The organism is Desulfomicrobium baculatum DSM 4028 (assembly GCF_000023225.1).
Taxonomy (GTDB): Bacteria; Desulfobacterota; Desulfovibrionia; order Desulfovibrionales; family Desulfomicrobiaceae; genus Desulfomicrobium; species Desulfomicrobium baculatum.
This window is the reverse complement of record NC_013173.1, coordinates 2,825,803-2,842,230: the sequence shown is the minus strand read 5'-3', so window position 1 is coordinate 2,842,230 and position 16,428 is coordinate 2,825,803. Positions and strand designations below refer to the sequence as shown.

General features: G+C 60.6%; 15 protein-coding genes. 11 read left to right on the top strand and 4 right to left on the bottom strand.

Annotation, left to right across the window (positions count from 1 at the left end; translation table 11 throughout):
- Positions 1-3: 3 nt before the first annotated feature.
- Both DBAC_RS12380 and DBAC_RS19105 read right to left on the bottom strand, forming a co-directional pair.
- Positions 4-1,596, bottom strand: coding sequence for a DEAD/DEAH box helicase (locus tag DBAC_RS12380; protein WP_015774641.1), 1,593 nt, complete (start codon positions 1,594-1,596; stop codon positions 4-6).
- Positions 1,597-1,887: 291 nt separating this feature from the next.
- Positions 1,888-2,862, bottom strand: a complete 975-nt coding sequence (locus DBAC_RS19105; RefSeq protein WP_015774640.1) for a TrmO family methyltransferase domain-containing protein — start codon at positions 2,860-2,862, stop codon at positions 1,888-1,890.
- Here DBAC_RS19105 and DBAC_RS19100 point away from each other — a divergent pair.
- The 3 genes from DBAC_RS19100 to DBAC_RS12365 all read left to right on the top strand — a co-directional run bounded on the left by DBAC_RS19100 (position 2,861) and on the right by DBAC_RS12365 (position 6,264).
- The gene (locus DBAC_RS19100; protein WP_143890927.1) at positions 2,861-3,094 is read left to right on the top strand and encodes a hypothetical protein; all 234 of its coding nucleotides are present in this window, start codon (positions 2,861-2,863) and stop codon (positions 3,092-3,094) included. The genes DBAC_RS19105 and DBAC_RS19100 overlap by 2 nt on opposite strands.
- The gene (locus tag DBAC_RS12370) at positions 3,091-3,942 is read left to right on the top strand and encodes a universal stress protein (protein ID WP_015774639.1); all 852 of its coding nucleotides are present in this window, start codon (positions 3,091-3,093) and stop codon (positions 3,940-3,942) included. The genes DBAC_RS19100 and DBAC_RS12370 overlap by 4 nt, the downstream gene beginning before the upstream one ends.
- 201 nt (positions 3,943-4,143) lie before the next feature.
- On the top strand, positions 4,144-6,264 hold the full coding sequence (locus DBAC_RS12365) for a SulP family inorganic anion transporter (RefSeq protein WP_015774638.1): 2,121 nt from the start codon (positions 4,144-4,146) through the stop codon (positions 6,262-6,264).
- Positions 6,265-6,335: 71 nt separating this feature from the next.
- Here DBAC_RS12365 and DBAC_RS12360 read toward each other — a convergent pair whose 3' ends face one another.
- Entirely contained in the window at positions 6,336-8,510 is a 2,175-nt protein-coding gene (locus tag DBAC_RS12360) for an ATP-dependent helicase (protein ID WP_015774637.1), read from the bottom strand.
- 6 nt (positions 8,511-8,516) lie between these two features.
- A complete protein-coding gene (locus DBAC_RS12355) occupies positions 8,517-9,821 on the bottom strand; it encodes an alkaline phosphatase family protein (RefSeq protein WP_015774636.1) in 1,305 nt (434 codons plus the stop codon).
- Positions 9,822-10,033: 212 nt separating this feature from the next.
- Here DBAC_RS12355 and tpx point away from each other — a divergent pair, with 212 nt between their 5' ends.
- The 8 genes from tpx (at position 10,034) to DBAC_RS12315 (ending at position 16,425) form a co-directional block, all read left to right on the top strand.
- Positions 10,034-10,549 carry a thiol peroxidase gene (gene tpx, locus DBAC_RS12350; protein WP_015774635.1) on the top strand — a complete coding sequence of 172 codons (516 nt, stop codon included), beginning with the start codon at positions 10,034-10,036 and terminating at the stop codon, positions 10,547-10,549.
- Between the two features lie 30 nt (positions 10,550-10,579).
- A complete protein-coding gene (locus DBAC_RS12345; protein WP_015774634.1) occupies positions 10,580-11,086 on the top strand; it encodes a ferritin in 507 nt (168 codons plus the stop codon).
- Between the two features lie 177 nt (positions 11,087-11,263).
- Positions 11,264-11,773: a DUF2062 domain-containing protein gene (locus DBAC_RS12340; protein WP_015774633.1), complete on the top strand. Its 510-nt coding sequence runs from the start codon at positions 11,264-11,266 to the stop codon at positions 11,771-11,773.
- On the top strand, positions 11,766-12,608 hold the full coding sequence (gene rsmA, locus DBAC_RS12335) for a 16S rRNA (adenine(1518)-N(6)/adenine(1519)-N(6))-dimethyltransferase RsmA (protein WP_015774632.1): 843 nt from the start codon (positions 11,766-11,768) through the stop codon (positions 12,606-12,608). The genes DBAC_RS12340 and rsmA overlap by 8 nt, the downstream gene beginning before the upstream one ends.
- Positions 12,609-12,858: 250 nt before the next feature.
- Positions 12,859-13,131, top strand: coding sequence for an HU family DNA-binding protein (locus DBAC_RS12330; protein ID WP_015774631.1), 273 nt, complete (start codon positions 12,859-12,861; stop codon positions 13,129-13,131).
- Between the two features lie 348 nt (positions 13,132-13,479).
- Positions 13,480-13,677 (top strand): 30S ribosomal protein S21, encoded by a 198-nt coding sequence (gene rpsU, locus DBAC_RS12325; RefSeq protein ID WP_043810920.1) that lies wholly within the window; start codon positions 13,480-13,482, stop codon positions 13,675-13,677.
- A complete protein-coding gene (locus DBAC_RS12320) occupies positions 13,677-14,123 on the top strand; it encodes a GatB/YqeY domain-containing protein (protein WP_015774628.1) in 447 nt (148 codons plus the stop codon). The genes rpsU and DBAC_RS12320 overlap by 1 nt, the downstream gene beginning before the upstream one ends.
- Positions 14,124-14,127: 4 nt before the next feature.
- On the top strand, positions 14,128-16,425 hold the full coding sequence (locus DBAC_RS12315; protein ID WP_015774627.1) for an endonuclease MutS2: 2,298 nt from the start codon (positions 14,128-14,130) through the stop codon (positions 16,423-16,425).
- Positions 16,426-16,428: the final 3 nt, after the last annotated feature.

Sequence of the window (16,428 nt, the reverse complement as noted above, 5' to 3'; positions counted from 1 at the left end):
GCGCTATCTTCTGGGGGCCGGGGCGCTGGGCCGGGCTTTGGCCTTGGTGAAGGCAAGCTCGGTGCCTTTGCCCTTGTTGAACATCGCCAGGACCCTCTCGGCATCCTGGAAGGGCAATGAAACAAAGGCGAAGGTTTCCATGATCTGGATGTCCCAGATTTTCTTGGGCGGGATGTTGCACTTGTCGCCCAGGAAGGTCAGCAGCCGCTTGGGCGTCAGTCCATCCTTGCGGCCCTGGGTCACGAACAGGCGGGATTTGCCCGTCTTGTCCACCACAAAGGCGTCGCCGATCTCCTTGTAGTTGGAGGCGTCCAGCTCTTCCTGGAACATGTACTGCAAGAGGGCGGCCAGGGTTTCGCGGGGCTTGCTCTGGTCGAGGAGCTCCTGGGCCATGCCCATGAACTCAAGCTCCGGTTCCGTGGTCATGATCTCCTGCAGCTCCGCCCGGATGCGTCCTTTTTTCATGTCGATGACATCGGCGACCTTGGGCAGCCGCGCCTTGCGGATGTCCGTGCGGGCGTGCTTGCTGATGAACTGCAGGCGGCGGTACTCCGAGGGCGTGATGAAGGTGATGGCGATGCCCTGCTTGCCTGCTCGGCCGGTGCGTCCAATGCGGTGGACATAGGCTTCCGGATCGTGGGGCAGATCGAAATTGATGACGTGGGTCAGGTCGTGCACGTCGATGCCGCGCGCGGCCACGTCGGTGGCGACCAGGATCGTGACCAGCTTCTTTTTGAATTTGATCAGCATCTTTTCGCGCAGGCTCTGGGACATGTCGCCGTGCAGGGTGTCGGCCTCGTAGCCGCGTTCCATCAGACGCTGGGACACGGCGTCGGCGTCGATCTTGGTGCGGGTGAAGACAAGCCCGTAGAAGTCCGGCTCCATGTCGATGATTCGGCACAGGGCCTCGAATTTGTCGCTCATGGCGACCTCGAAGTAGATCTGGTCGGTCTGGGTGGCCGTGAGCTGCTCGGAGACAGCCTTGATGATCTGATAGTCGCCCATGTATTTTTTGGCGATGCGCAGGATTTCAGGCGGCATGGTCGCGGAGAAAAGCATGGTGCGCTTTTCGGTGGCCGTCTGCTCCATGATCTCCAGCACGTCGTCCAGAAAGCCCATGTTCAGCATCTCGTCCGCCTCGTCGAGAATGAGAAAGCGGATGCCGGAGAGGTTCAGGCTGCCCCGGCGCAGATGGTCGAGCACCCGGCCCGGCGTCCCGACAACCACCGACACGCCTTTCTTGAGGCTCCGGAGCTGAATCTCCATGGACTGGCCGCCGTAGATGGGAGCGACGTTGATGGTCCTGCCGCCACGCAGGGAGTTGACTTCCTCCGCGACCTGGATGGCCAGTTCGCGGGTGGGGGCGAGGACCAGCGCCTGCACCGTCCGGACGTCCGGATCCAGCATTTCGAGCAGCGGCAGGCCAAAGGCCGCGGTCTTGCCCGTGCCGGTCTGGGCCTGGGCCACGATGTCGCTGTCGCCCGTCAGTACGGCCGGGATGGTCTTGATCTGGATGGGAGTCGGTTCTTCAAAACCCTTGCGGGACAGGGCCTGGATACTCAGTTCGGATAAGCCTAATTCAGAAAATGTAGTCATGATAATACCTTGCGGGCATGGGCCTCGCGGTCAAAAGAAAACCCGGCTCTGGAACCGGGCCTTTACCGTGAGGCCGACTGTCCAAGGCGGGAAAACAAGCATTTCGAAAACGTGTGGAACCAAATCGAAGAGCGAACATGCTCAAGAAGGGCCGTGCGGAAAAGGGAGAATTCCCTCAAGAAATGCTCGGGGTATATATATGTGTGTTTTGGGTTTGGCAAGGATTAATTTTGAAAAATGCGCACAAAAAAGGGGCGAATCCAGGTTCGCCCCTCGGCGTGGGCTTTGAGCTTAGCGCGTCATCGCGATCCCGGCCAGGCTCTCCAGTTCTTCGGAGAGTCCCAGCGCCTGGATCATGGAGTCCCCCCAACAGACCAGTCCGTGGTTGTCCATGAACACGGCTTCGAAGTCCCGGCTGGCCTGGCCCACGGCCTGGGCCAGTTCCACAGTGCCGGGCCGGTGGGCGGGCACGCGGGTCAGCTTGTCGGCGAAGACCCGGCCTTCAAAGAGCGGGAGGTCAAGCAGAGGACCCTCGCCGCGCAGGGACAGAGCCAGAAGCTTTGGCGGGTGGGTGTGCACGATGGCCTTTGCCCGGGGCTGATTACGATAGACCTCAAGATGCACGGCAATTTCCGATGAGGCCCGCACCGATGACACGGGTGTTCCCGTGGACAGGTCGACCACGGCCAGGTCCTTAGGGGAGAGATGCCCTTTGGCACTGCCTGTCGCCGTGATCACGACGCGTTCTCCCTGGCGTATGCTCACGTTGCCGTTGAATCCGGCGAAGAGGCCGCGCTGCCAGCCGTCGCGGCCGGCCGTTAGGATGGCCTGGCCCGTGTCGGGATTTACCAGGGATGAGAATTCGGTTTGGGCCGGGCAGGGGGTGTTGTCGGGCTTGATGTCGATGACGGGGGTACCGTCGATGACCTCCAGGGGATGCACTTTGAGGCGCAGTCCCTCGCGGCCGAGGATGCGCACCGCATGCAGGCCTATGGGCGTGGGGCGGTCCGGGGAGCGGGTCGAGAAGATGCCGCGCATGGGCAGTTCGCGGTTTCCCTGAGGGTGGCAGCGCAGCACGCTCTGGTCGCCCTGGTGCATCCAGGTCAGGACCAGAATGGAGTCTCCGACCTGCAGGTCCGTGGCTGCGGGTTCAAAATCCGGAGCCAGTTCAATCCAGACCGGAGGCATCGAGGCATCGCCGTATTTGGGGCACTGCTCGCGGCTTACGAGATGGGAGCGAACGGTGCCGATGACGCGAGGGTTCATGAAAATATCCTTGCTGCGGGTTCTGGGGCAGGGGTGCGGACGTATCTTTACTGCCCGTCATTTTGTCCGTCAAACATCAGGCGATCTTAAATCACTCCAGATGCGTCCCTCGCCCTCCTGGCCGCAAATCCCGGGACTGTTGCCTGGTGAATTTTGGTACGATGCTTGTCTTGAAATTGCGAAAAGGGTAGCAATGATGACGTTTTCAACCATAACCTCGGAGCGCGCATGAACCGCTTCTCCACCAGCCTCCTGGGTGAAGCCAAGACTCTGCTTCTGGCCACGGACGGTTCCCATTTCAGTGACGGGGCGCTGCAGGAGGCTATCTTTTTCGGCCAGGCCTGCGCCGCCCGTTTGATAGTCCTGCATGTGGTCAAAGTCGATGTCGAATCCCTCAAATCCGCCAACGCCAAGGTCACGCGCAAACAGCAGGAGATCGCTCCGTATCTGGAAGACGTTCGCAAGATGGCCAGGGACAGCGGGGTGGAGTGCGAAACAGTGGTGGTCGGGTCCTCGGTGCCTGAGCACGCCATCGTCGAGCAGGCCAGAATGCGCGAGGCCGATGTCATCATCATGGGCCGTCATGGCCGGGCCGGGCGGTTGTATCTCTTGGTGGGCAGCATGACCGCGAAGGTCATCGGGCTCGGGTTTCCCATGGTGCTCATGCTCCCCAAGGATTTCACGATGACCGGAACCCATGTGCTGGTGGCCGTGGACGATTCTCCGAACAGCCGCCTGGCCGTCGATGAGGCCCTAAGCCTCGGGATGTGCTGCGTGACCCTGGAGCGGCTGACCTTTGTGGCCGTCGCGCGGCGAGAGAGCGGTCTGCCCGAGGCCAGGAAAATGGTCGAGGACATCTGTGCCCGCGGCCTGGAGAGATGGCCGCACCTTCACTTCGAGGCCGTGGCCGGGGTCGGGCATCCCTCGAACATCATCGTGCGGGCCGCCGAAGAGCGCGCGGTGGACATGATCATGATCGGCGGCATGGTCTCGGGACCTCTGCCGAGGATGTTCAGCGGCCGGGTCACCAAGGAGGTCTGCGGTTGGGCGCATTGCGCGGTACTGGTAGTCACCGCCTAGGAAGCCTTCCAAAAAACGTTCTGGACTGCGTTGCTCCCCGATTCCGGAGGGCTCATGTAGGTAAGCTATACTTCACCCTCCGGAATCGGCTCGCGCCTTGCCAGAACGCTTTTTGAAAGGCTTCCGCGGAATTCAACAGTCGCCGGGTGCGTGCCGTGGGTTTTGGCTTCTTCTTCGAATCATTTGACAAGGAACGGTCTCATGTCGGTCAGGCTTTTGCGATTCTTTCCCTTTCTCGCCTGGTTTCCGCTCAGCGCGCTGACCGTGCGGGCCGATCTCATGGCAGGCATAACCGGAGCCCTGGTGCTCGTGCCCAAGGCCATGGCCTATGCCCAGTTGTCCGGTCTGCCCCTCTATTTCGGCCTGTACACGGCCTTCGTGCCGGCCATTGTCGGGGCCTTGTGGGGATCTTCCCGGCAATTGGCCACGGGGCCGGTCGCCATCGTCTCGCTCATGACCGCCGCCGCCGTGACTCCGCTGGCGGTCTCGAACACGCCTGAATACATCGGCTTCGCACTCCTTTTGACCTGTCTGGTTGGTCTCGTGCAGCTCCTTTTGGGGGTGGTCAAGCTTGGAACCATCGTCAATTTCGTGTCCCATCCGGTCATTCTCGGGTTCATGAATGCGGCCGCGATCATCATCGGGTTGTCACAGCTGGACCTGTTGCTGGGTATTCCCAAAGGCCGCAGTGACTTTTTTCTGGGGGATGTCTGGGAGATGCTGCGCCTCCTTCCGCAGACCCATTTGCCGACCCTGGGGATGACCGTCTTCGGGCTGGCCCTCATCCTCGCGATCAAGAGGGTTCCGGCCTTGGCCAAAGCCAGCGTTCTTGTTGCGGTGGTCATCACCATCATGGTCAGCGCCGCCATCGGTTACGATCAGCGCGGGACCGCCGTGCTGGAAGACATCGCAACCCCCCAGGCCCGGGAGCTGGTGGTGCAGTATGAAGAGAATCTGCGGCGGATGGAACAGCTGGGCGCCGAGGTGGCCGTGCTTTCCGCGCGGCAGCGGCAGGCGGAAAAGCATGACTCCGTCTGGATGGCCGCCGGGCTGCGTCATCAGACCGAGCTTGCGCAACTGGACATGCGCTCCATGGAAAGGCGGCACAACGAGCTCCTCCGCGGCTTGCGGCAGCTGCGTTTCGTGCGTCCCGAGGGCGAGGAGACAGGCCTTCTTTACCAGTGGGGCTCTTCTCCGGAGGGCATGAGGACCGATGACCGCGCCTGGCATATCAAAAGCGTCGATGGCGGCGTCATGAAGCTGGTCGGCGGCGGGGATGTTGTCGGCTCGGTCCCGGCGGGGCTGCCGGCCCTGACTTTTCCGACGCTCAGTTTCGATGCGGTGCGGCAATTACTGCCTTCGGCCCTGATCATCGCCCTGGTCGCCTTCATGGAGTCCATCTCCATGGCCAAGGCCATGGCCAGCAAGGCCCGGCAGCATGTCGATCCCAATCAGGAGCTCATTGGCCAGGGTCTGGCCAACATTGGCGGGTCCTTTTTTCAGGCCTATCCGGCCTGCGGCTCCTTCACGGGTTCGGCCATCAACATGCAGGCCGGGGCAAAGACAGGGCTGGCCATGGTCTTCAATGGCGTCTTCGTGGCCGTAACCCTCGTGTTCTTCACGCCCCTGCTCTATCATCTGCCCAAAGCCGTGTTGGCCGTGATCATCGTCATGGCGGTAATCAGCCTGATCACGCCCCATGCCTTCGTGCACACCTGGAAGGCCAACCGGGGAGACGGCGTTGTCGCGCTGGTGACCTTTGCCGTGACGCTGCTCGCAGCGCCGCACCTGGACAAGGGCATCCTGACCGGCGCGGCCCTGTCCATCGGCCTCTACCTCTATCGTTCCATGGCTCCGCGCGTGGCGGTGCTCGGCCGCTATACTGACGGGACCCTGCGGGATGTCAGCGTGCACCAGACCCTGGCCACCTCGACCCTGGTCACGGTCATGCGCTTTGACGGCTCGCTGTATTTCGCCAATGTGACGTATTTCGAGGACATGGTGCTCAAAGCCGTGGCCGATCACAAGGACGCGAAGTTCCTGCTCGTGGTCGGGGACGCCATCAATTCCATGGATTCATCGGGAGAGGAGATGCTGCAGAATCTGGTGGGCCAGCTGCGCGAGACCGGAGTGCAGATCGTCTTTTCGGGGCTCAAGAAACAGGTGCTCGACGTGATGCGCGCCACCGGGCTTTTTGATCGCATCGGGGAAGAGAACATCTTCGCCACGGAGTGCCAGGCCTTAAAGGACATTTTCGACCGCCTGGGTCAGGACGTGGAAGACGACGCGCTTTTCGCCTACGTCAAGGTCATGGTCTGCTAGGGTCCGTCCCTTCGGGGATATGAGGCGAGTCGGTTTAGAAACGGGATGCGTCCAAAAGCGCGTCCCGTTTTCTATTCCAGTTCCACGAAATCCTCGATGATGAGCTTCAGCCCGAATCCGGGGAAGTTGATCTTGTACTTGTTCGGTTCCACGCGCTGGACCACCTTGCCGCGGCCGAAGATCTTGTGCCGGCAGTAGGTGCCCTGCACCGGGGTCTGGGTGCTGGATGCGGGCCTTGGCGCCGGGGCCTCGAAATCTTCGCCCGGTCCCGGGCGGGAGATATGGGCCGACGTGCTCTCCGACGTGCGTCGGGGCGTGGGCAGGGTTTGCAGGCCCACGCCGCCCGTGAACTGCTCGCGGTAGCGGCTCAGCAGATGGGCGGGGATGTCCTGCAGGAAAGGGCTGACTCGGGCCGGGGTGGTGGCGGAGAGTTCGCGGCTGTAGAGGGCCTCGGGGGAGAAAAGGATCAGGCTGTCGCGGGCGCGGGTGCAGGCCACGTACATGAGGCGGCGCTCTTCCTCGAAGTCGTCGCTGTCGTTCATGGCGTGGCGGGACGGGAAGCGGTCCTCCACCAGATCGATGACCAGCACCGCGTCCCACTCCAAACCTTTGGCCGAATGCACCGTGGACAGGGTCACGGCCTGGCCGCGCTCCTCCTCGGCATCGGGGCTGTCCAGGCTCAGGTCGCCCAGAAAGGAGGCGGTATCGTCATAGCTGAGGGAGATCTGGACCAGCTCTTCGAGGCCCGCTTCGCGGCGCGGGTAGTCGTCGGGGAATTTTTCGCGCAGCACGGGCAGGTAGTATTCGAGCACGAAGGTGATGGCCGTGGACGGCCGCATGACCTGGGTGCGCAGGGTATCGAGCACGCGCAAGAGGTCGTCGAGAGCCGGCCGCTTGGCGCGCTGGGCCTTGATGAAGGCTTGATCGTTGATCATGGCCGCGTGATGGATTTTTTGTGCGCTCTTGGGGCCGATGCCAGGCACATTGCCGAGGATGCGCTGCCAGGCCGGGATGTCCGACGTGTTCTGGGCAAGGCGCAGGCAGGCCAGGACATCTTTTATGTGCGCGGCTTCGGAGAATTTGATCCCGCCGTATTTGCGAAAGCCAAGCCCGATCTTGTTCAGCTCCACTTCCACATGGTAGGATTGATATCCGGCCCGGAACAGGACCGCGATCTGGTCCAGGGCATAGGTGCGGGACAGTTCCACCACCTTGGCCGCGACCAGGCGGGCCTGGCTGCGGTCCGAGAAGGGCAGCACATGCTCCGGCAGACGCGAGTCCGTGCGCTCGGAAAAGAGGCGTTTGGCGAACTTCTCGCGGAAACCGTCCAGAATGGCGTTGGTCAATTCCAGGATTGGCTGGGTTGAGCGGTAGTTCTGTTCAAGCTTGATGAGCTTTGTGCCGGGAAAGGTCTTGGGAAAATCAAGGATGTTTTTCACGTTGGCGCCGCGAAAGGCGTAGATCGACTGGGCGTCGTCGCCCACGGCCATGACATTGGGGCTCGTGTCGCCGGGCTTGGTCAGAAGGCCGACCAGCCGCGCCTGCACGAGGTTGGTGTCCTGGTACTCGTCGACCATGATGTGGGAGATGGACGAGGTCACGGCTTCGCGGACCTGCGGATGCTCGGTCAGCAGGCGTTCCAGCAGAAAAAGCAGGTCGTCGTAATCGAGGAGTCCGCACTCCTGCTTGATGCGCTCGTATTCTTCGAGCAGTCGGCGCAGGTCGTCCTCGTAGGAGCCCAGGTGATAGGCTTCCTGGCGCAGCACCTGCTCCAGGGAGAGCTCCTTGTTGCGGCTTTTGCTGTAGAGCCCGATGATCGTGGCCCTTTTGGGAAATTTGCGGTCGCCCTTGCCGATCTTCAGGCGATCCTTGGCCTGACTGAGTATCTCTTCCGCATCGGAGCGGTCCATAACCGTGGCCCCGCGCTCGAAGCCCAGCAGGCCCGCATGCTGCTTGAGCAGGGAATAGGCGAAGCCGTGGAAGGTGCCGCCGCGCACGTGTCCCAGACCCTGATGCCCCAGCAGGCCTCCCGCGCGGTGCAGCATCTCCGAGGAGGCCTTGCGGGTGAAGGTCAAAAGCAGGATCTCGGCCGGGGATACGCCGGATTCAACTAGCCTGGCCAGGCGGTAGACCACGGTGCGGGTCTTGCCCGAGCCGGCTCCGGCGATGACCAGCACGGGTCCTTCAAGGGTGGTTGCGGCCTCGTACTGGGCGGGATTCAAGTCGTTCTGATAGTCGATGCGCATGATTCTTCAGACCTCAAAGGTGGCGGCGGGAATGTCGAAGTGGTCCAGAATTGCCTGGCCGACCTCTGTCGGTGTACGGGCGGATGCGCCCATGGAATCGTAAAAAAACACGTCGTCGGCTGTGTGCATGCCTTGGCGGCCGAAATGGCCGAACATGTCCGTGCGGCCAAATTTGCCCTTCAGGTCGAATCCGGACTGCGGGACCAGCACCAGGTCTGGAGCCAGGTGGGCCTGGGCGCCGTGATACAGGCTTCGGCCTTGGAATACGTGACGGATGACCGTTCGCCCCCGCCAGGTCAGACGGGACAGGGCGTCGGCCAGTTCCGCACCCAGCCGGTCGGCCTCGGGAACGGACAGCCCGCCGCGCGCGAAACGCTGTCTTGCGTGCAGGTAGATGCGCCCCGGGTCAAGGGCAAAAGCCTTTGTTGCCGGACTTATGGCCTGCGCGTCCCATTCGCCGGCAGGCTGGCGGGAGAGGTGCAGCAGGCCCTGGTCGCGAAGCCATGCGTTCAGGTCGACCTCCTGCGTGAGGGTCGTGAAGCCGTGGTCGGCCATGATCAGCAGGCGCTTTGGTTCCGGGAGGGCCTGATAGCGGGCGAAGAATTTTCCGATGAGGCGGTCCCAGGCGGCCATGAAGCGCAGGGCTTCGGAGCGCCAGGGATGGTAGGGCTCCACCAGGGCGGGAAAGAGGAAATGGCCGAGTCGGTCCGTCTCCGTCAGCACGAAGAAGAACAGGTCCCAGGCCAGGTCCGGCCACAAAAGGTCAAGGGCCTTTTGCCGGCACGCCAGGGAGCGATGCAGGTCGTCCAGCAGAAAGGCCGGGTCCGTGGCCCCGCGCACGGTGTCGGCCTCAATGGTGTAGCCGTGGTCGGCCAGGATGCCTTCCAGGGCAGGAGGGTGCACGGAACCCTGCAGCTCCTGGGCCGGAAATCCGGCCACGAGCATGGACCGCATGGGCCGCACCGGGGCAAGGTTGGGCATGTTCACGACCTTGCTGAACAGGCCCTTGTCCGCCAGACGTTCGAAAATGGTCGCCCCGTGCACATGGGTGAAGTCCGTGAATTGCAGCTCATAGCTTTGCGGGTCGAGGCGGGTGAAGCCGTACACCCCGTGCTCGCCTGGCGCGGACGCGGTGAAGAGGCTGGTCCAGTTCACGGGCGAGAGTTCGGGCAGTTCGGCCGAAATGGCCCGGCAGCCGGGGGTGCCTGCGATGGTGGCGAGGTTCGGGAGCAGACCCTGGGCACAGAGGTTTTGGGCCAGGGACCAGGGCAGGCCGTCCAGGCCCAGGAAAACCAGTCGGGAAGCGTGCATGGGGGCGGTGTAGCAGGGGGCGGGGCGGTTGACCAGCGGCCAAAACGTCTGTGCTTTGGGAGCGGTTGCGTGTACGCAAGAGCTGAAAATGCATCTTTCCCCTTGCGCGGACGGCTGAAAGCCTTAGAATGCAAACTGCTACCGATAAACCGGTCGGATCGGCGTCTTTGTGGTGAGTCACGGCGCCCCGACCTCAAACAACGGAGACTGCTATGAATAAAAGAGATAACGTAGTGACGATGAAGGGAAATCCTCTGACCCTGCTCGGCCCGGAGATCACTCCTGGCATGGCTGCTCCTGATTTTTCAGTGGTCGACAATGATCTTGGTCCCGTGTCCCTTTCGAGTCTCAAGGGCAAGGTCGTGATCATCTCCGCCGTGCCGTCCCTGGATACTCCTGTCTGCGACATGGAGACGCGGCGTTTCAATCAGGAAGCCCAGAACCTGGGCGACAAGGTCAAGGTCCTGACCGTGAGCATGGACCTGCCCTTTGCCCAGAAACGCTGGTGCGGCAACGCAGGCGTTGAGAACGTGCAGACCGTTTCCGATTATCAGACTGCCTCCTTCGGGCAGGCATACGGCGTGCTCATCGACGGCCTGCGCCTGCTGGCCCGGGCGATCTTCGTCATAGACGCCGGCGGCAAGGTGGCCTACGTGCAGGTCGTGCCCGAACTGACCCACGAACCCGACTATGCCGCGGTGCTTGGCGCTGTTAAAAAGCTACTTTAATTACAAATATTTTTTGAAGGAAGGTGACCGATGATAAGTCCCAAGATAGAAAAAGCGCTCAACGAACAGATCAACGCGGAGATGTTTTCCGCATACCTGTATTTGGCCATGGTGGCCTATTTCCAGGACAAGAATCTGGGCGGGTTCGCCAACTGGATGACGGTCCAGAACCAGGAGGAAACCTTTCACGCGATGAAGTTTTTCCGCTACGTGAGTGAACGCGGCGGGCGCGTGACTCTGGATGCGATCGAGAAGCCGCAGTTTGAATGGGAAAGCCCCCTGGCGGCCATGGAAGCCGCGCAGAAACATGAGGCCTACATCACGAGCAGGATCAACAGCCTCGTTGATCTGGCCATCAAGGAAAAGGATCACGCCACGGCGAGTTTCCTTGGCTGGTTTGTGGATGAGCAGGTGGAGGAAGAGGACAGCGTGAACGAGGTCGTGCAGAAGCTGCGCCTCCTGGGCTCCGATGGCGGAGGCCTCTTCATGATGGACCGGGATATGGCCACGAGAGTGTTCACGCCCCCGGTGGCTTGAGGATCGGGGCAGGCTGGTCCTGCCCATTATCTCCCTGTGCCGGAGCCGGGCGCGGCGCGGATTGAAATGAATTGACAATCCGCACGGCAGGGCAATACATCGACGGCAAAGGTAATTTGCTTACGCCGGAAACCAAGGCATGCTGGAAACTCCAGCTGCCTTTTTTTATGTGAATTCATGGAAAGAATCTGGGTTAAAATCGCTCGTTTGAGCCGCTATTCCTATCTGCGTGTCGTGCGCATCAAGGCCCCGGCCGAGTCCATCGCTCTAGGGTTGGCCTTGGGCGTGTTTGCCGGCGCTTTGCCCTTTTTGTCCCTGCAGATGGCCATCGCAGTGGCTCTTGCCTTTGTCATGCGCGGCAATATCATCGCTGCCGCCCTCGGGACCTGGTGGAGCAACCCCTTCAACTGGGCCCTGATTTTCCCCTTGCTGTACATGCTGGGCAAGGTTTTTGTGCCGGTGGACGTTGCACACCTGAGCATTCACGAATTCTTGAACCTGCCGCTTCTGGAACTTTTGCAGCGCAGCTGGAAGTGGCTGCTTATCACCACCCTGGGCGGGTTCATCGCCGGTATTCCGTTGGCCATGATCACCTATTTCGTCACCCTGCGCGCCGTGCTCATCTATCATGACCGTCGTGCCAAGCGCAGGCTCGAACGGCAACGCCGGATGCCCCGCCGTGGATAGAGCCTCTTTTTTCGCTCCCAAGCGCTCTCTGGGGCAGAATTTTCTGTCTGATCCCAATATCTGCAGGCGTATCGTCGCCAGCCTTGAGCTTGCGCCGGGAGACCCGGTGCTTGAGATCGGCCCGGGGAGAGGCGCATTGACCCGTATTCTGGCCGGGCACGACGGCCCGGTCATGGCGCTTGAAAAGGATTCCGAATTGGTGAGCTGGATCAAGGCGGAGTTTCCTGCGGTTGGCGTGGTCCACGCCGACGGGCTGGATTTTTGCTGGGAGGGAACGCGGCGTCTGCCCGGCCTGTCCCTGATCGGAAACCTGCCCTACAACGTGGCCTCGCCCATGATCTGGGAGATGGTCAGCCGCTGCCGCTCTTTTAGGAGCATGCTCTTCATGGTCCAGAAAGAGGTGGCCCTGCGCCTGACGGCCAAGGAAGGGAGCAGAACCTATGGCGCGCTCTCGGCCTGGGTCGGGAACTTTGTGCGTGGCGAATACGTGTTCACGGTTCCGCCGCATGTCTTTCGTCCGCAACCCAAGGTCGACTCGGCCATTGTGCGCTTTTTGCCCCGGCCCGATCCGGCCTGGGAGGATGCCGCGGCCCTGTCCTGGACGGTGAAGATCCTTTTTCAGCAGCGCCGCAAACAGCTGGGTACGATCCTCAAGGCCCACTGGTCTGAAGCGGTGGAGACGTGGTGCGGGGAACTGGGAGTGGACAGGCGGGTCCGGCCCGAAGAATTGAGTCCGGATGCGTTGCGATCCCTGGCTCGGGTTCTCGATCCGAAAAATGAGGCGGCAAAAAGCGCGAAATGCCCGTCAGGGCAGGGTTTACCGGAGTATTTTTGAAAATAAGCTTGACTTTGCAGGTGAAATTCTGTTTGCCTGCCCACTGAGCGTTTGCGCCGGAAAGGGCGGTGGGCTAAGTGCTGAAGCCCTATGGACATGTTTCTTTCCTTCCAGTAGGAAGTGTCGCAGCCGTTGTCCGGGAAATTTCAAGATCAGGCTGAATGTGCCAAGTGTTGACGGTTGTGAGCCCATGAGACTTCTGGAGAGTTTCACGCACCCGTTGGTAATTTACTGCAAAGGAGGAAGACTGATGACGAAAGCTGAATTGGTTGCAAAGATGGCGGAAAAGGCTGGATTGACCAAGGCGAATGCCGAGCGCGCGCTGACTGAATTTCTGAAGGCCGTCCAGGAAACTCTGGTGACTGAAAAGAAGATGACCCTCACCGGATTTGGAACGTTCGTGGTTGAAGAGCGTCAGGCTCGCACCGGACGTAACCCCCGCACCGGCGAAGAACTGAAGATTCCCGCTTGCAAGGTTGTCAAGTTCCGGCCCGGCAAGGAACTCAAAGACGCAATCAAGTAATTACCGCGAGGGGGACCTATGCTGCACGGGGAAACTGTTCAGAGCCCACTGCCTCAGGATTTGCCTTGGTGGCAGCCTGATCATGCCATTTTTTTCGGAGTACTCTATGCTGTGCTTTTCATCATAGGCAGCGGAGTCGGCGTGGTTATTCTGAAGTCTCTGGCCGAGACCGTTAAGGAAAAGATTTCCTAGCCTGATTTTCATGATGCTTTGATAAGGGGTTGCATGAGCGCCCCTTTTTTTTGTCCCTTATTTTTCTTGCCATGCGCCCCAGGTTTGCATAATAGACAAAATTTCCTGCTCGCCACCAAGCCGGCAGGGCCAGATCGAGAACGGGAGGTGATCCGTTTGCCAGGTGTATACATGGGTGACAGCGATACGTTTGACTACTCCCTGCGTAAGTTCAAGAAGCAGGTAGAGAAGGCAGGTATCCTTTCCGAGTTGAAAAAGCGTCAGCATTTCGAAAAACCCAGCATCCAGAAGAAGAAGGAAGCTGCGGCCAAGAAAAGACTGCTGAAGAAGATCCGTAAAATGCAGGTAATGTAATGAGTCTTTATGCGCGCATTGAAAAGGACTATTTGACCGCTTTCAAGGCCAAAAAGACTGACGAGGTGGCTGTCTTGAGAATGCTCAAGGCAGCCGTCAAAAACAAGCAGGTCGATCTCCGTCGCGAGCTGACCGACAGCGAAATCCTGGACGTTGTGGCCAAACAGGTCAAACAGCGCCAGGAATCCATTGATCAGTTCCGGGCCGCGGGCCGGATCGATCTTGCTGAAATCGAGGAGCGCGAGCACCTCATCCTGCGCGCCTACCTCCCCACGGCCCTTTCCCCGCACGAATTGGAAGAGGCTGTGGTCGCGACCATCCAAACCCTCGCAGCTTCCGGCATGAAAGACATGGGCAAGGTTATGAACGCCATTCTTGGCGAACATGCCGGCCGTGTTGACGGAAAGGAACTCAGCGCGCTGGTGCGCGCCAAGCTTTCGTCGTAATCCTATGGATTCAAGAACATTGCAGCTGCTGGAATATCCAAAGGTCCTGCAGCATCTTTCGCACTTCGCGGTCAGTGAGGCGGGCAGGGATGCCTGCCTTTCGCTTTTGCCTGAAACCGATCCCGTACGCATCGCCGAGCGCTCGGCCCTGGTCCGGGAGGCCATCCATTTTTGCGCCTTCAAGGATGTGCGACTGGCGGCCTTTCCCGATGTGGCCGGGGTGTTTGCCTATCTGCAGAGTCCCCTGGCCTTTCTTGACGTGGATGGGCTCATCGGGCTCTTTGAGATGCTCAAAGTGGCTGCGGCTCTTCTGGAGCGTCTCGGACCTGCCGACGCGGAGCGCTATCCCGGCCTGGCCGCGTTGGTGGCGGGGCTGACGCTTCCGCCCAAAACCTGGTCCGGCCTGTCACGTTGCCTTGCCCCTGACGGAACGATTCGGGACGAAGCCTCGCCCGAACTCTATTCCGTGCGTCAGGAGATCCGCCGCGTGCATCAGATGTGCACCCGCAAGGTTCAGGATTTCTTTCAGAACAAGGATCTGCAGTTCATTCTGCAGGATGAATTTCTGACCATCTCCTCCGATCGCTACGTCCTGGCTCTCAAGAACAATTTCAAGGGACGCCTCAAAGGCATAGTGCACGACTATTCCCAGACCGGGGAGACCTGTTATTTCGAGCCTCTTTTTCTGGTCGAGCTCAACAACGACCTGCAGGAATACAAGCAGGAGGAGCGCGCCGAAGAGCAGAAGGTCCTGCGTTTTCTGAGCGAACTGGTCCGCACTGAACAGCGCGCCATCGAACTCACCTTCGATGAGCTGGTGCGCTTCGACGGGCTTTTGGCCATTTGCCATTTTGCCCGCCATAGCGATGCCCATGTCGTCGATATCGCGCCGGATGGGCCGCTCTCTCTGACCCAGGCGCGGCATCCGCTGCTGGTCTTCGGGCAGGACCATGTCGTGCCCGTTGATCTTGAGCTCAAGCAGGGGCAGCGTGCGCTGATCATCACCGGCGGCAACGCGGGCGGCAAGACAGTGTGCCTGAAGACCCTGGGGCTGCTTGGCCTCATGGCTCACGCGGGGCTGCCCGTCACCGCGGCCGAAGGCAGCACGTTGCCGTTCTGGAATAATTTTGTCGTCTCCATGGGCGATGAGCAGTCCATCGAGCAGAGCCTGTCCACGTTCACGGCCCAGATCCGGCATTTCAGCGAGGTTTGGCCCAGGATCGACACGCACACCCTGGTCATCCTCGATGAATTCGGCGTGGGCACCGATCCCAGTCAGGGCGCGGCCCTGGCCCAGGCCGTGGTCGACGGCCTGCTTGAGCGCCAGGCCTGGGTCGGCGCGGCGACGCATTTTCCGGCGCTCAAGGCGTATGGACTCTCGAAAGACGGGGTTCGCGCCGCATCGGTCATTTTTTCCCCGGACACCAGAAAGCCGCTCTTCAAGCTCGGCTACGATCAGGTTGGCGCCAGCCGGGCCCTTGATGTGGCCCGGGAGCAGGGACTCCCGGAGTCCATTTTGGCTCGGGCCCAGGATTACCTGTACCTTGATGCGGGCGATGCCGAGGAGATTTTCGAGCGCCTCAATCGTCTGGCGGCGGCCAAGGAAGAGGAATTGGACAAGGTCCGTGCCCGCACCCGCGACCTTGAACTCAAGTTTTCCCGCAAGCTCGAAAAGCTCGATCAAGAGAGAAGCCGCATGCAAAAGGAACTGCGCGAGGCCTCTCAGGAGATCATGCGTCAGTGGCGCGAAGGGCGGCGCGGACGCAAGGAAGCCTTGAAAGAGATCGCCCAGTTGCGCGACAGCGTGGCTCCATCGCCCGAAACGGACGAGACGATCGAGAAACTTTCCATCCAGGCCATTGCCCAAGGGCAGGTCCTGCTTTATCTGCCCTGGAACAAAACAGGTCTGGTGCAGGAAATCGACGGCAAGAAAGAGCGCGTGCGCCTCGACATGGGCGGGGTTTCGCTCTGGGTAGGGCTCTCTGACGTGCAGGCCAGCGCAAAGGAAAGACATGATGGAGGCAAGGTTGTGCTCAAGAGCGCCCCTGCTCCGGTGACTCCCCTGCGTCTTGATCTGCGGGGTATGAGGGCCGATGAGGCCGAGTCGGAGCTGTCCCGTTTTCTGGACAAGGCGCTGCTCGCCGGACGGACCGAGGTCGAGATCATACATGGGATGGGCACGGGAGCCATGCGCCGGATGGTGCATGAGCACTTGAAAAGATCCAGGGCCGTGGGCGATTTTCGTTTGGGAAATGCGGATGAAGGCGGTGACGGCGTGACCAAGGTGGCCCTGGCGGATTAATTT

Excerpts from the sequence above, each read along its gene's own strand:
- DBAC_RS12380 (WP_015774641.1), bottom strand. The coding sequence starts at position 1,596 with ATGACTACATTTTCTGAATTAGGCTTATCCGAACTGAGTATCCAGGCC.
- DBAC_RS19100 (WP_143890927.1), top strand. The coding sequence starts at position 2,861 with ATGAAAATATCCTTGCTGCGGGTTCTGGGGCAGGGGTGCGGACGTATC.
- DBAC_RS19105 (WP_015774640.1), bottom strand. The coding sequence starts at position 2,862 with ATGAACCCTCGCGTCATCGGCACCGTTCGCTCCCATCTCGTAAGCCGC.
- DBAC_RS12370 (WP_015774639.1), top strand. The coding sequence starts at position 3,091 with ATGAACCGCTTCTCCACCAGCCTCCTGGGTGAAGCCAAGACTCTGCTT.
- DBAC_RS12365 (WP_015774638.1), top strand. The coding sequence starts at position 4,144 with ATGTCGGTCAGGCTTTTGCGATTCTTTCCCTTTCTCGCCTGGTTTCCG.
- DBAC_RS12360 (WP_015774637.1), bottom strand. The coding sequence starts at position 8,510 with ATGCGCATCGACTATCAGAACGACTTGAATCCCGCCCAGTACGAGGCC.
- DBAC_RS12355 (WP_015774636.1), bottom strand. The coding sequence starts at position 9,821 with ATGCACGCTTCCCGACTGGTTTTCCTGGGCCTGGACGGCCTGCCCTGG.
- tpx (WP_015774635.1), top strand. The coding sequence starts at position 10,034 with ATGAATAAAAGAGATAACGTAGTGACGATGAAGGGAAATCCTCTGACC.
- DBAC_RS12345 (WP_015774634.1), top strand. The coding sequence starts at position 10,580 with ATGATAAGTCCCAAGATAGAAAAAGCGCTCAACGAACAGATCAACGCG.
- DBAC_RS12340 (WP_015774633.1), top strand. The coding sequence starts at position 11,264 with ATGGAAAGAATCTGGGTTAAAATCGCTCGTTTGAGCCGCTATTCCTAT.
- DBAC_RS12330 (WP_015774631.1), top strand. The coding sequence starts at position 12,859 with ATGACGAAAGCTGAATTGGTTGCAAAGATGGCGGAAAAGGCTGGATTG.
- DBAC_RS12320 (WP_015774628.1), top strand. The coding sequence starts at position 13,677 with ATGAGTCTTTATGCGCGCATTGAAAAGGACTATTTGACCGCTTTCAAG.
- DBAC_RS12315 (WP_015774627.1), top strand. The coding sequence starts at position 14,128 with ATGGATTCAAGAACATTGCAGCTGCTGGAATATCCAAAGGTCCTGCAG.